The organism is Gulosibacter sediminis (assembly GCF_014904065.1).
GTDB lineage: Bacteria > Actinomycetota > Actinomycetes > Actinomycetales > Microbacteriaceae > Gulosibacter > Gulosibacter sediminis.
Genome location: NZ_JACXJG010000003.1, coordinates 268 through 13,245 on the forward strand (window position 1 = coordinate 268; position 12,978 = coordinate 13,245).

The window sequence follows — 12,978 nt, forward strand, 5'->3', positions numbered from 1 at the left end:
TCACGACACCTCCACGCTCAACCGCGAATGGCCGACATAATGGGGTACGTCTTGCGCGAGCAAGACGACTATAGCGACGTCTTCCACCTGCGCAAGTTTCGAGGTAAGCATAGGGAGTGGAAGCCATTTCTCGCGCACCTGCTCGGATTCAATGCAGAGTTGACCGTGGAGCTCTACGATCAGGTCGATGAAGAAGAGAAGCTTGACCAAGCGATATATCACCATCAACGCGAAGCTGGAACTGCAGATAATGCCGATGTCGGGAAGCTCGACGGAATTATCGCTATAAGAACCCGCGAACTTGACCAATTCCAGTCAACATTGGACACTTTCGACTTCTCGCGTGCAGATGCCGAGGCCACTGAGGACTTGGTTGAAGACATTGAAGAGAAGATCGCCGCGGGAAACGAGGAAGCGTATAGGCTCTCGCAGCTGCTGAACAGACTAAACGATTCTCTCAACGAAGACGCGATCCTTTTTAGCCCGAGCCAGACCGAGAAGCTCTTTGCTGAAGCCGGCGTGGCCTTCCCAGACCAACTAAAAAAGGATTTTGAACAACTTATTGAGTTCAATCGAGCCATCTCCCAGGAGCGTCGTGACTACCTCCTTGAGCAGCGCACCGAAACTGAAGAGAGATTGCAGGCTCTGACGCCTGAACTTGAGTCCTTGCAACGTGAGCGTGCAAGACTCTTTGAGTTCCTTGATGGTTCAGACACTATTGAGAAGTACAAGGAAGTCTCGAACCAGGTGATCAGCATTCGGGCAGATATTGCTTCACTGGACCGGCAGCGTGAGGCACTGTCTCAGATCGTGCACTTGCGGCAGGAAAAGCGACAGGTTCAGGAACGTAGAAATCACCTTCAAACTGCTATCGAGCAAGATGTCTTAGTCCAGTCTGAGACGGCAGGCAATCGCTATCGTGAGATCCAACAGTACTTTGATGAGATCGTGCATGACGTTCTCGATGAGCACGCCCTACTTTCGGTAACCGTGGCATCCACCGGTAGTCTTGAGTTTTCGGCTGAGATCGTAGATTCGACGGGCTCTGAAACAAGTGCTGGTAGAGGATTCACGTTTAAAAAGTTGTTGTGCATCGCGTTTGATTTGGCGGTTTTGCGCACTTATCTGGGGCAGCAGTTTCCTAGGTTTTCCTTCCATGACGGCGTGTTCGAGAGTCTCGAACCACGCGCAAAGAGGCGCCTAATCTCGGTCTTGCGTCAGTATGCGGACTTAGGATTGCAGCCTGTTATCACAACTCTTGATTCTGATCTTCCGGAGGCGATTTCCTCGTCGCCTGATGCTATTGAGACGAGCGAAGTGGTATGTACATTGCATGACGATGGGGCTGAGGGCAGGCTATTTCGCACTAAGTCTTTCTAGCCTGGATCGCGCTGTCATCAATCACTGTTTGTAGGCGATGGCCGCCCCCTTTGCTCATATCCTGACTTCGTCCAGATGTCGGCCGCGAAGTAGTGTCTTCTGCCGAGGATCAGCGTCCAAAGGTGATGTTGGAGCCCAGGAGCCCTACACGCATTTCCTGAGCCAAGGTTTGATTCGCTTCCACCGTGAGCACGCGTAGCGCTGCGTTGGCTCGGGCGTGGTCGATCTTCTGCGGGCCGGTTTGCGGGGCCGGGCCGAGTGGGGTGTCGTCGCTGATCTGGTAGCGGTCGCGGTAGGCGGCGATGGTTCGGGCGTCGCGTCGCCAGCGTGCCTGCTCGCGCCTGCCGGCGGGAGGGGTGCCGAGCGGCTGGGTCCAGGGCTCGCCAGTCTGGCGGGCAGTGTCGAGGATCGCGTCGGCGCGGGTCTCGATCAGCTCTCGTCGCTCGGTCAGCGCCTGCCGCATGTTTGCGGCGATCGAGCCTTGCACGTGTGGGATGAGGCCGGCGATCAGCCGCGGAGTCTTCCTCGTGCGCCCCGACCCGGCCGGCTGGGCGGTGGCGCGGGCGAGGCGGTAGTGCATGACCTTGGCGAGGTCCTCGGCGTCATCGAACCCGCGAGCGGCCACCAGGCGCGGGAACAGCGCGTCAACGTCGTGGTGGTTGGCCTCGGCGCGTCGCAGCTCGGCAGTTAGCGCTCCGAACGCGACCGACCCGATCGCGGCGTCGGCCTGCTCCTCGGTCAGGCCCGAGCCGTGTAGGAGGGCGGCCCAGCGGTCGTGCTGGGCGGCTGCGGCGATGGTCTCGTACTCGGCGGCGAGCTGCGCGATCGAGCCCCACTGGTCCTGCTCGGCGGTGATCGTCTCGTGCGCGGAGACCTCGGCCCCCGAGTGCTGCACCACCCCGTAGAGCACGCTGCGCGAGCTCGCATCGGGATTGTCCGCCGGATGCGGTTCAGGATGGTTGGGGTCGAGGCGGTCCAGGATCACGTAGGCCAGATTCGCCAGCCGACCGCGAGTCATCGCGACATAGAAGTTCTCACGGGTCGAGGACGGCTCGACCAGCACATGCGCGGTATCGACCGTGACGCCCTGGGCCCGGTGCGCAGTGACTGCGTATCCCAGATCGACGTGCTCTGCCACGTAGTCGGAGGGCAGCACGATCGACCCGAAACGGTGGCCGGGCTTGCGGATCGTGATCGACCCGTCATCGCGCACGTCGGTGATCTGCCACCGTTCGCCGTTGCGCACCCAGCCACGGCCGGTGCCGGTGCGCAGGCGCCGGTCGTTGCGGCGGGTGNGACCCCGGCGGACGTGCCCTCGGCTAGCGCGACTTCGCGGCCGGGCTTGATCTTCCCGGTGAGGATGAGATCGGCGCGGGCTCTGGCGTTTAGTGCGGTCACGTCCTCGCGGGTCTCGGCGATCAGTACCGAGGCCCGTCCGGCGTCGCGGTCGGCACGCCAGGCGGTGTAGGCGGCGTCGATCATGCCCTCGGCATCACCGTCGCTGACGCGGTCGTGAGCGAGGTACGTGTCGATCACGCGGGTGCGGCCGTGGCGCAGATCGAGGGAGGCGGTCTTCTCCCATTCGTGGACGAAGCGGTGCACGTCCACGAGCTCGGGGGCGTCGTCGCGGTCGGCCACGAGCATCCCGAAGCTCCCACCCGCATCGACGGATTGGAGCTGCCCGTAGTCGCCGACCAGCAGCACCTTCGCGCCCGCCTCGGCCGCGAGGCCGGTGATGCGATCCAGCGACAGGGTGCCGGCCAGGGAAGCCTCGTCGATGATGACGAGCTGCCCGGCCTGGAACGTCTCCCCGTGGAGGAGATGGTTCTGCCACCATTTCGCCGTGTTCTCGGTCGCGATCCCGAGATCCTCGCCGAGGACCTGCGCCGCCACCGCCGACNTGCCAGCCCGACCACGGACCCGTTCCCGTGCTGCTTCTCCCATGCCCGACGCAACGCCGACATGGCGGTGGTCTTCCCGGCTCCTGCCGGGCCGACCAGCACGTCGAGAACCCTCCCGGAGACCGCGATCTGGGTGAGCGCTTCGGCCTGGTCGTCACCGAGCAGGCGCCCTTCCCGGTCGGGCTTCGCGGTGATCTTCTCGACCGTCTCGACCTCGACCACCGGGCCGGTCAGGGTGCGGGAGCGTTCCAGGAGACGGTCTTCGGCCTCCAGCAGCACCGTGGAGGAGAACACGGTCGAGTGGCGGGGCCGGAACACGCTGCTGCCGTCTGGGCGGCGGAACGCGGCCGGGCTGGTGGCGAGCTCGGGCGGCGTCAGCCGCAGCGAGGCCTGCTCGGCGGCATCGGCGATCATCTCCACGATCGCCTCCCGGTCGCTCACTGTCGCGAACCTCCATGCCATCGACTGCCGGCTCGCCTCGGAGTGCAGGTTCCATCGCCGCCAGGTCGAGCGTTTCTCGCCGACGACCTCGACCACCGCCTGCCCGAGCTCGGAGATCACCTCCAACGGCACATCATCAGCCNGGCCGCACCTGCTGCGCCTCGGCGAGAAGGCCGCCGGCCCAGCCGGTCGCGTCCTCACCCAGCAGACGACCTGCCCGCTCACGCCAGCCGCTCGTCAGGTCGGCCAGGGAATGGACCTGTTTCTCGGGGCGTGTGGCGAGGGTGGCCTGGGCGCGCAGGCGCACGATCGTCCGCGCCGAGGGCCGGCGGCCGTGCTCGGCGGTGTAGGCGGCGATGAGCCGGTCGGTCTCGGCATCGATATCGCGGGCGCGGGAGGAGAACTCCTCGATCAGCTCCTCGCTGACCCCGGTGATCTCCCACGCCGGGTTACGGTCCCGGCCCCGATCCCGCGCCTCCCACTCCACGCCGAGCGCGCCGGTGAGGCGGTCGGCCAGGACCGCGTTGTAATGCTCCGAGAGCGCGACGACCGCCGCGTGCATCGGGCGGCCATCCAGTGACCGCCATCGTCCGTCCAACGCGGTCTGGACCTTGTTGGAGATCACGACGTGAGTGTGCAGCTGCGGGTCCCCGGAGCGGCTGTCGTAGTGATCGAAGGCCGTGGCGATCAGTCCGGTCACGTCGACCTGGGCGACCGCGCCGTCGGCGGCGGTGTAGCCGGTGCGGGTCGCGGCGACCTCGCGCTCCATGAAGTTCACGACCTCGGCGATCGCCTCGTGATGCGCCTGGGCGATCAGGGCCTGCGTGCCGGCGTCGGCCACGCCCCACAGCACGGAGACGGACTTCGGCACCGAGAACGTGTAGTCGAACCCCGCGACCGCACGGCGGTTGCCCCGCTCGATCTCCTCGGCCTCGATCTGGCTGATCTGCTCGGCACGCTCACCCATCCCCAGGCCGGGGTCGAGGTCGGCGGCGCGCTTCTCGATCCGGTCGGCGACCGAGACGTACCGTGGGAAGGCCCGCCCGAGCGGGTCGCCGCTGACGGGATCGCGGCCCATCCCGATCAGCAACTGCAACTGCGACTCCGAGACCTCATCGCCGAGAGCGATCCGCCCGTCTCCGAGGCCGCGAAGGGCCGACCCGATCCAAGTGCCCGGTGGTGTTCCCTCTTCCGTGTAATACCTGGTCAACGGGGTCGAGAGGGAGCGGTCGCCGTCGGCGGCGGCGATCGTGCGCATCAGGTACTTGTACCCGTCGCCCGCGCTCATCACCCGCATCGAGACCGTCATGCAGACCAGGTGGACAGACTCACCACGGCATCGGTGTGAGCCTCAATGCCGGAGGTTGGCTACAGGGCCGGCCCGTCGTCGGACGGGCCGCGCCGCCGGGGAGCCTGCACGGTGGGCTCGAAGGTCGAGCGAAAGGGGTTCGGGAGCTGTCGGCGTGTTGCACTGGGGTTGCGCAACTGGTCGATCTCGCGCCGTTGCGCCTGGAGTTGCTCGTTCAGACCGTCCATGCTTGTGCGCAACTCGGCGAGCTGCTCGCTGATCTTCGCGTTGGCTTCGGTCAGGTAGTGCATGATCGCGGCCTCGTAGCGCTCGGCATCAGAGGGTTGCAGCTCCGCGTTCACCACAACGAACTCAGCGAGAGCAAACGATCCGTTCCCGGCGGCCTCACTCATGCGACGGGAGGCCATGCGGGAGAACATTGCCGTGCGAGCGGCCCAAGGGGGAACTCGCCACCGTAGATGTCGCCGAAGGCTTCCTGGATGAGCTGGACCGTCTCCGGAGTGAGCAGCAACGGGTTCTCGCTCTCGATGACGGAGGCCATCGCCATGCAGCTCTCAGCAACCGCGTGGTGCGAGGCAGTCCTGCCCTTGATCTCCTGCGTGAGGTTCGGAGGCTCCAGCTCGTGCGGCTTCTGCTTCGTGAACACGTTCCAGAGATCGACTCCCGTGCGCTCATGGTAGGCGCCGTAACGACGTAGATCGTCAGCGATCTTGCCTCGCTCAGCTCCGTGATCGCGAGCTCCACCCGTTCCACCATGACCTGTCTCCTGTCCCTTCGCTCGGCCCGCCGCGGGGCCTGTCGATCTCCAGGTGACCGCGCGATCCCGCCGCCGCGAAGCCTTGTCAACCTGGGTTGACACCTTGATCTGCAAGAGGTGTGGACTAACTCTGAGCGGTAGGTGATCAGGCTGGCGACGAGAGAACGCCGAGCCAAAAATTATGCCGTGGGAAGCCCGGTAAGGGTCGCGCAGGTGACAGGGAGGTGAGTGGGAAGCGCTGGAGAAGTTCGGCGCCGGAGACGGACTCGCTTACCTGGCAGCAACCAGACCGGTAGGGCAGGCAACCGCTCAGCACCGGGAAAGCCAATCACCCGGAGCAACTTGTGTCTGCACGTCGCACTTCCCCCCGTTTCCTCGCCGCGAATTGGCTCGACCTTCAGCGGGTACGGAGGGCTCGACCTTGCCGTCGAACACGCCACTGGTGGGGGATACGGTCTGGTTCTCCGAGATCAACACCTCGGTCGCGCAAGTCTTCTCTCACAATTGGTCGGATGCCCCAAACCTCGGCGACATCTCCGTCATAGACTGGAGTACCGTACCGCCGGTCGAAATCGTGATAAGCGGCTTCCCCTGCCAGGGCGTCTCAATCGTCGGCAAGGGTGCAGGCATCGCGCCAGGTACTCGCTCGGGGCTCTGGTCGTGCATGGCACGCGCAATCGAGGAGCTGCAACCCGCGTGCGTCGTGATCGAGAACGTAAGGGGTTGCTCTCGGCCCCCGCTACCCGACCCGCGAAGGGGTATCAAGTGGACCCGTTGACCGTGATCCTACAGCCGCTGGCCATGCAACCGTTTGCGACTTGGCATCCGACCCGTGCGGTCTGGGGGACGCATCAGCCCGACCTCTTCGGACGGCAGGCGCCGTACTCGGAGACCTGGCCGACTTGCGGTATGACGCACGATGGATCGGCCTACCGGCTTCACTTTCCGGCGCTGATCACCATCGCTTCCGTATCTTCATCGTCGCCTACCGCAGGGGCGCTGTTCCGGACGCCGCTAGCAACGGACTCCTCTCGGGGCGGAGAGACGATGGAGACGGTCAGAGCCCGCGGCGGCACTATCGCACTGAGTCATCAGATAATCGACCTCGCACTTAACGGACCGGGCGGCTCGACCATCAACTCGAACGCAGCGGAGACCCTGTTCGCGCTAGTCGACAGCATCTTCGTCGCTGGGGGCGATACGCCGACGCCGTCGCACGATGGGAGCACATCACCCGACGCGGCGCCCCTGCCCCCGCAGTTCTGAACGAGGACAGAGGGCCACGTTCGTCGCCGGAGTTCGTGGAATGGCTTATAGGTCTGCCAGTCGGATGGATCACCGACCCGATGGGTGATCTGACTGCAAATCAGCAGAACACCGCGTTGGGTAACGGGGTCCTGCCACTTCAAGCGCTCCTTGCCCTGCGCAGTCTTGGACTACGTATGGAACCACGCTGATTTGGGCGATCGTCAACTGCCGCGCAACGATCGGCGGAGTTCGGGAACAGTTCGACGGCCGAGCCTCAGATAATACCGTCGAGGCGCTGCTCGATCTGCGGCTTCGGCATCGCCCCGATGATCTCGCGCACGATCTCACCCTTGTCGAAGACCTTCATCGCAGGGATCGAACTGATGTTGTAGCGCGAGGCGATGTCGGGGTTCTCGTCGACATTGAGCTTGGCGATGAGAAGCTTTCCATCCTGCTCGGCAGCAATCTGGTCCAGGACCGGCGCGATTGCACGGCACGGGCCGCACCAGGCTGCCCAGAAGTCCACGAGAACGGGAACGTCGCTCTGGAGCACAACCTCATCGAAGGTCTGGGTGTCGACGGTGGTGACTTCGCTCATGGGACTGATTTCCTTCCTGTTACACGTTGCGTGCGATAGACCGCACGCACACCACAACACCCTACCCCCTGGGGGTATTCCCGTGGTGCTGGTTTCAGGCCAGTCGCATCGTGGTCAAGCAGGTTTGCGCATCGTCGTCGACGCTCGAAAGTTTGGAGGTGGCGGTCTGGCCGTCGTGGGTGATCGAGATCGACGTCTCGATGCCTCGGGGCAGCCAGATCCCGACGAAGCCGTTGTCGAGGGTTCTCATCTCCTCGTCGACGATCGTCTCGCCGGTCGTCGCATCCGTCACCGTGACGGCCACGTCTGCGTTGCGCAGCTCACCCAGGCATCCGGTCGGGCTGTGGTAGTAGCAATCATGGGTCTGCGACCGATACGGGGCGACGGATACGTAGATCTCGTTACTTGGCAACCGCACCTCTGCCGTGTGTTCGTGCTGATCGGTGAGCGTGACCGCCTCCGCAGTGATCGACGTGGTCAAGGTCTCCGTGCGTTCGTCCAGCGGGATCGCATCGAGCGTTTCGACCAGCTCACGCACGTCGAGGCCATCGAGACCGTTCTCGGCAAGGATCTCGGCTCCGCTGGCCGAGGAGGCTGAGGGTGAGTCGTTGGCGGCCGTGCATCCGGTGAGCAGGAAAGCGCCGACCACGACGGTGATTGCAGCGGTTTTCGTTCCGCCGTACTTCGGGAATGGCCTGAAGTTTTTCATGGGATTCCTTGCCGTGTCTGCCGTGGTGCCAATTGGCCATACTACCCCATAGGGGTAGTGCCTACCTGCGTGACGCGGAAGCCCCCGGAACGAGCCCGGGAGGGGGCACTGCGTTCAGTCGTGCTTGCTGATTTCCGGTTCATGTTCGGCAATGTGCTCGGTCTCGATCTGGAAGGTCGAGTGATGGATGGAGACCTCGAAGTGTCCTGCGACGCAATCTTTGATCTCGTGGAGCGTCTGCGCGGCATGACCGTCGGTGAAACACTCGTCGTCGACGACGACGTGGGCGGTCAGGGTCGGCAGGCCGGTCGCCACAGTGGAGGCGTGCAGGTCATGGACATCTTTGACATGGTCAAGTTCGAGGATGTGCGAACGCACCTTGTCGAGGTCGAGGCCCTTGGGAGTGAACTCCATAAGGACGCCGGTGGTCTCGCGCATGAGCTTGAACGCGCGAGGCACGATCAATGTGGCGATAAGCAGTCCGGCGATGGCATCGGCCTGCATGAACCCGGTCGTGGCGATGACGATCGCCGCGATGATCACTCCGAGCGACCCGAGGGCATCATTGAGAACTTCGAGGAACGCGGCACGCATGTTGAAGTTCGAACCGCGGCTGGAGGCGAGGATGGTGATGGCGATGATGTTCGCGACCAGGCCGATGATGCCGAATATCAGCAGTTCGCTTGCGGGCACCTCCGGCGGCTCGAACAGTCGCCGGATGCCTTCGATGGCGGCGTAGGTGCCCACCGCCAGCAGCAGTGCCGACTGTCCGAGGGCTGCGATCACTTCGATACGCCGGAACCCCCAGGTGCGCTTGGAGTTGGCGGGCTTGAGCATCAGCGTCGCGGCGATCAGTGCGACCAGCAGCCCGGAGGCATCGGTAATGGCATGGGCGGTGTCGGTCAGCAGTGCGAGGCTGCCGGTGATGATCGAGCCGATGGCCTGGGCGACGACGATCGTCGCGGTGATCGAGAATGCGATCCAGAGTTTCTTGCGGAAATCTCCGGGGTGACCGGTCTCGCTGGCGGCGGGGCCGTGATTGTGTCCTGCGCCCATGTCTACTTCTTGTCCGTATCTGTCGCGTGGTGGGTATGTGGGAGTCGCAGGTGCGTGCAGAGCAGGGCCTGCGTGCCGGTGGCATCGAGGAGGCGTTCGGCAGCGGCGATGAGGGTACGCAGGAGCTCGGACTGTGCCAGCGAGTACCAGGTGGAGCGCCCTTCCGGGCGCATCGTCGCCAGGCCGCACTCGACGAGGAAGCCGACATGCTTGCTCACCGTGGACTGGGCCAGGCCCATGTGCTCGACCAGGTCCCGGACCCGGTGCTCCCCGGAGGCGAGGTGCTGCACGATCGCTAACCTCGTCGGCTCCGCAAATGCCTGGAACAGGTGGGCGTACGCTACTGTCGCCACTTCGTCGAGGGTTGCCCCCTCCTCTTGAATCATCGTCATAGGGCGATCATATCGCGCTAGAGCGATATTGTCGAGTGTGATCTGTTGCTCCGACACGGAATGAAACTCAGGGGTCCCGTCGCACCCGAGGATGGGCTACCTGGGGGATGGTCGGTCGCATAGCTGCAGTGGGGAGCTACGTCAGCTGACCATCGGCCCCGGTGGAGAGCAGGCGGGGTGGGGAGCCGATGTCGATGAGTCGGGTGAAGTAGTCCTGTGCGCAGGTGGCGAAGACCCCTACCTGCGGGTGGCTCCTCCTCTGCCCTGGCCAGGTCAGCGCCACGGTCACCCGTGGGGCATCCTCGATGGGCAGATAGACCACCTCCGGCGCGCGGTGATTGTGCGTTGTCGCCTCTGCAGTGATGCCGATGGCGTCGCCGACAGCGATGCGGGTTAACCACTCGTCCGTGTTCGCCACCGAGATCGTGCGCGGCATGCGAGCAGTCGTACTCCACAGCTCCCCGGTGGCCGTCGGAGCGGTCGCGCAGACCGCCACCGGCCCGTCAGCGAGATCGGCTAGGGTCACCGACTCCTGCCGGGCACGCGAGTCGGTACTCGTCACCGATGCAACCAGGCGTTCGGTGAACAGCGGTAACCGCTCCAAACCCGGACCAATGGCACGTTTGGGTGAAGAAGAGCGGATGAGTGCGGCATCGATCGCCCCCGTCGCGCAGGGCCCAGATCGGGTCCGTCGGGCGACTGTATTCGATGAGCTCAGCGTGCCCACGCTTCCATTCCTGGAACAGAGGCAAGGTGTGACGGCCAAAGCCGGCCCAGGCGCAACGGCACCAGGATGCGCAGTGAGGCCGTGGTGCGATCTTCCAGGTGAAAAGGTAGGTTTGAATCCGGTTCCGAGAAGGGCACATGGGCCTGGGTCCGACGATCAGACTCTGTTGTGAGCCGCGGCCCGCCCTCGCCCTCGCAACGTTCAAGTGAGTAGATCCTGGAACGGCCGAACTTCAGACGGATGCCGTAGCCGCCGTTGGGTCCGTCAGGCAGAAACTCTGCCCCAATTCTTCGAGGGCGGCCCGCACACGCTCCTGCTTCTTCTACGACAAGTCGTGTCGCCCCTTCTCGAAGTCGCGCAACTCTTCCTTGGTCACGTTGGCTTCACGGGCGATATATTGGGCGCTCACCTTCACGAGGATGCGCGCGGCGCGTGTCATGTCACCGTTGAAGATGTGCTGGCTCTCCATCACTCGCCTCCAACGACGTGTGTCCTATTGGGCTCAGCGGGAAGTGGAGGTGCCTACGGGATTCGAACCCGTGTAANTTTTGCAGACCGCTGCCTATCCTCTCGGCCAAGGCACCAAGTCGCCGGCGAAGTCAGTCGCCCGGCGTGAGGCCAGCAACCAGGTTGAAGGCGCCGGTGAGAATGTTCAGCGACACGACCCCGACGACATCAGAGATCTCACGGTCGCTGTACCCGTATCCCCGAAGCTCGTCAATCTGCTCGTCGGTGATCGACGTAGGCTCACGGTAGACCTGGAGGCCGAGCGCGATCATCGCCGCGACCGGGCCGGTCATCGCCGTACCCTGCTGGGCGAGTGCGATCTCGTCATCGCTGACCCCGAGCGATCGTGCCGCGCTGATGTGCGAGGCCAGGCACATTCCGCATCCCTGCTTCGACTGCACGGCGATCGAAACGAGCTCGCTGACCTTACGGTCGAGCTTGGCGCGACGCATGGCTTTGCTCAGCTGCAGATAGCCGCCGAGCACCGCCGGGGAGTGCGCCATCGTCGAGACCATGTCTCCGACCTGGCCGTGCCGCTCGACGAGATCGCCGAGCAAGTCTCGTGAGGCCCCCACTGCGGTCTCAGGGGTCAATCGGGAAAAACGGGGCATGATGCCTCCTCTGTCAGTTCGGTCGCGAGTTCGAGGTGGGAGAACCCGCACGAGTGCGTTCCTGCTGCTGATGTTCGGCATGGAAGATCGCAGCCTCAGCCAGCGCCCCGGCATGCACACCGTTCAATAGGTAGAAGTCGCCGGACTCGCGTCGCTGCCGACTCACGATCCCGGCCGACTCCAGGCGGTGAAGCTCGTGGGAGGTCTGGTCGACGGGAAGGTCGACGATGTCCGCCAGGTGATTGGCAGAGACCTCGATGTCGCGAATGGCGAGGATCATCTTCACACTCACCGGATTCGCCAGCAACGCGAAGACTCCGACCGCCGCATTCAGATGCGGTGTGTCATACGTGGCGTGCACGTGCTCAACCTTTTTCATAGTCATCAATACTACCCCATACCCCTATAGGGTATCAAGGGTTATTCAATCGATGTGACGGACTCGGAAACGCGTGGCCGGGTGCGGCGGATCGGGGTGAGGCCAGAGGCGACGGGTCCGCGCAGGAGCACGTGTCCAGTCGGGAGGGTCAACCGCGTCCAACGGCCGGCGGTTGAGATCGTGGCCCCGTTTCCTCGGCTGAGGAACCCGAAGACGTAGGCGGCGAACGCAACGCCTTGTGGCAGCGATGCGAGTGCCGTGTCCGGGGTGCCCCAAACCGTGCCCCGGATCTTGCGGACGACATCGTCGCCGGGTTTGTCGGGAAGTGCTTGGGCGACGGCCTCGATGCCGGCACGGGCGCTGCGCATCAGCGTCAGGCTGGACACATCCGCAATAAGTCTCCACCCGTGTTGCGGGGGTTCGACGCTGGTCCAGGCGGGTGCCAGCGCGGTTTCCGGCAACGCCAGGGTAAGAGGGACGGCGGTCGCGGTCAACGTTTCCACGGTGACGTCGCACTGCAGCTGAGGGTCGGAGCGGAGCGTGCGAAGGACGAGGATCGTAGGAGTGCGGTCGAGCGGACCACGGGGCGTTAGCGCGGCTGCGCTCATGCGCAGCAGCCCGGCCGCGGCCTGCAAGCGCACGCCATGGGCACCGGCCTGCGCGGCCCGCTTAGCGAAGGTGAGCGCGTCGCGGGCGGACGGCGCGTCGGCAAGGATCAAGCGCGCTGGCATCCTGAGGGTTTGTGCCCGCCGTGTCCTGGAACGCGGTGATCGGGGTCCGGGTTCAGGAGCGAACGAGCCGGTTGATGGCGTCGGTGGCTTCCTGGATCTTCTCGACGGCCGCCTCGTCGCTGAGCTTGGCGGCATCAAGCACGCAGTGCTTGAGATGGTCGTCGAGCAGACCAGTCGCAACCCCCTGGAGGGCACGGGTCAGAGCGGAGACCTGGGTGAGGATGTCGATGCA

Annotated in this window: 15 protein-coding genes, 1 tRNA gene and 1 pseudogene; 3 read left to right on the forward strand and 14 right to left on the reverse strand. The window is 64.1% G+C overall.

Annotation, left to right across the window (positions count from 1 at the left end; all coding sequences use genetic code 11):
• Positions 1-1,380, forward strand: a 1,380-nt coding sequence (locus ID132_RS01150; protein ID WP_211198191.1) for a DUF2326 domain-containing protein, incomplete at its 5' end; no start/stop codon positions are given.
• A 109-nt stretch (positions 1,381-1,489) separates the two neighbouring features.
• Here the strand turns inward: ID132_RS01150 and mobF are convergent.
• The 3 genes and pseudogenes from mobF to ID132_RS01165 form a co-directional block, all read right to left on the reverse strand.
• Positions 1,490-5,031, reverse strand: a pseudogene (gene mobF / locus ID132_RS01155) (MobF family relaxase).
• Between the two features lie 59 nt (positions 5,032-5,090).
• Positions 5,091-5,423, reverse strand: coding sequence for a hypothetical protein (locus ID132_RS01160; protein WP_124108932.1), 333 nt, complete (start codon positions 5,421-5,423; stop codon positions 5,091-5,093).
• Positions 5,420-5,677, reverse strand: coding sequence for a hypothetical protein (locus ID132_RS01165; RefSeq protein ID WP_006214177.1), 258 nt, complete (start codon positions 5,675-5,677; stop codon positions 5,420-5,422). The genes ID132_RS01160 and ID132_RS01165 overlap by 4 nt, the downstream gene beginning before the upstream one ends.
• 553 nt (positions 5,678-6,230) lie before the next feature.
• Between ID132_RS01165 and ID132_RS13295 the strand changes: the two genes are divergently transcribed.
• Both ID132_RS13295 and ID132_RS13300 read left to right on the forward strand, forming a co-directional pair.
• Positions 6,231-6,566, forward strand: coding sequence for a DNA cytosine methyltransferase (locus ID132_RS13295; protein WP_225984242.1), 336 nt, complete (start codon positions 6,231-6,233; stop codon positions 6,564-6,566).
• Positions 6,567-6,697: 131 nt separating this feature from the next.
• Positions 6,698-7,054: a hypothetical protein gene (locus ID132_RS13300; RefSeq protein WP_144589596.1), complete on the forward strand. Its 357-nt coding sequence runs from the start codon at positions 6,698-6,700 to the stop codon at positions 7,052-7,054.
• 256 nt (positions 7,055-7,310) lie between these two features.
• Here the strand turns inward: ID132_RS13300 and trxA are convergent, their stop codons facing one another.
• The 11 genes from trxA to ID132_RS13305 form a co-directional block, all read right to left on the reverse strand.
• On the reverse strand, positions 7,311-7,634 hold the full coding sequence (gene trxA / locus ID132_RS01175; protein ID WP_006214176.1) for a thioredoxin: 324 nt from the start codon (positions 7,632-7,634) through the stop codon (positions 7,311-7,313).
• Between the two features lie 94 nt (positions 7,635-7,728).
• A complete protein-coding gene (locus ID132_RS01180) occupies positions 7,729-8,172 on the reverse strand; it encodes a CueP family metal-binding protein (RefSeq protein ID WP_192933076.1) in 444 nt (147 codons plus the stop codon).
• 285 nt (positions 8,173-8,457) lie between these two features.
• The gene (locus tag ID132_RS01185) at positions 8,458-9,399 is read right to left on the reverse strand and encodes a cation diffusion facilitator family transporter (RefSeq protein WP_006214174.1); all 942 of its coding nucleotides are present in this window, start codon (positions 9,397-9,399) and stop codon (positions 8,458-8,460) included.
• A gap of 2 nt (positions 9,400-9,401) precedes the next feature.
• On the reverse strand, positions 9,402-9,791 hold the full coding sequence (locus tag ID132_RS01190; RefSeq protein ID WP_040560570.1) for an ArsR/SmtB family transcription factor: 390 nt from the start codon (positions 9,789-9,791) through the stop codon (positions 9,402-9,404).
• A gap of 136 nt (positions 9,792-9,927) precedes the next feature.
• Positions 9,928-10,518: a LysR substrate-binding domain-containing protein gene (locus ID132_RS01195; protein ID WP_197464198.1), complete on the reverse strand. Its 591-nt coding sequence runs from the start codon at positions 10,516-10,518 to the stop codon at positions 9,928-9,930.
• A gap of 322 nt (positions 10,519-10,840) precedes the next feature.
• The gene (locus ID132_RS01200; RefSeq protein ID WP_156491183.1) at positions 10,841-10,987 is read right to left on the reverse strand and encodes a hypothetical protein; all 147 of its coding nucleotides are present in this window, start codon (positions 10,985-10,987) and stop codon (positions 10,841-10,843) included.
• A 44-nt stretch (positions 10,988-11,031) separates the two neighbouring features.
• Positions 11,032-11,102: transfer RNA gene (locus ID132_RS01205), tRNA-OTHER, on the reverse strand.
• A 15-nt stretch (positions 11,103-11,117) separates the two neighbouring features.
• Entirely contained in the window at positions 11,118-11,636 is a 519-nt protein-coding gene (locus tag ID132_RS01210) for a carboxymuconolactone decarboxylase family protein (RefSeq protein WP_040560569.1), read from the reverse strand.
• Positions 11,637-11,649: 13 nt separating this feature from the next.
• Positions 11,650-12,015, reverse strand: coding sequence for an ArsR/SmtB family transcription factor (locus tag ID132_RS01215; RefSeq protein WP_061873197.1), 366 nt, complete (start codon positions 12,013-12,015; stop codon positions 11,650-11,652).
• Positions 12,016-12,056: 41 nt separating this feature from the next.
• On the reverse strand, positions 12,057-12,734 hold the full coding sequence (locus ID132_RS01220) for a hypothetical protein (protein ID WP_225984161.1): 678 nt from the start codon (positions 12,732-12,734) through the stop codon (positions 12,057-12,059).
• A gap of 64 nt (positions 12,735-12,798) precedes the next feature.
• On the reverse strand, positions 12,799-12,978 hold a 180-nt coding region (locus ID132_RS13305), incomplete at its 5' end, for a metal-sensitive transcriptional regulator (protein ID WP_235988195.1).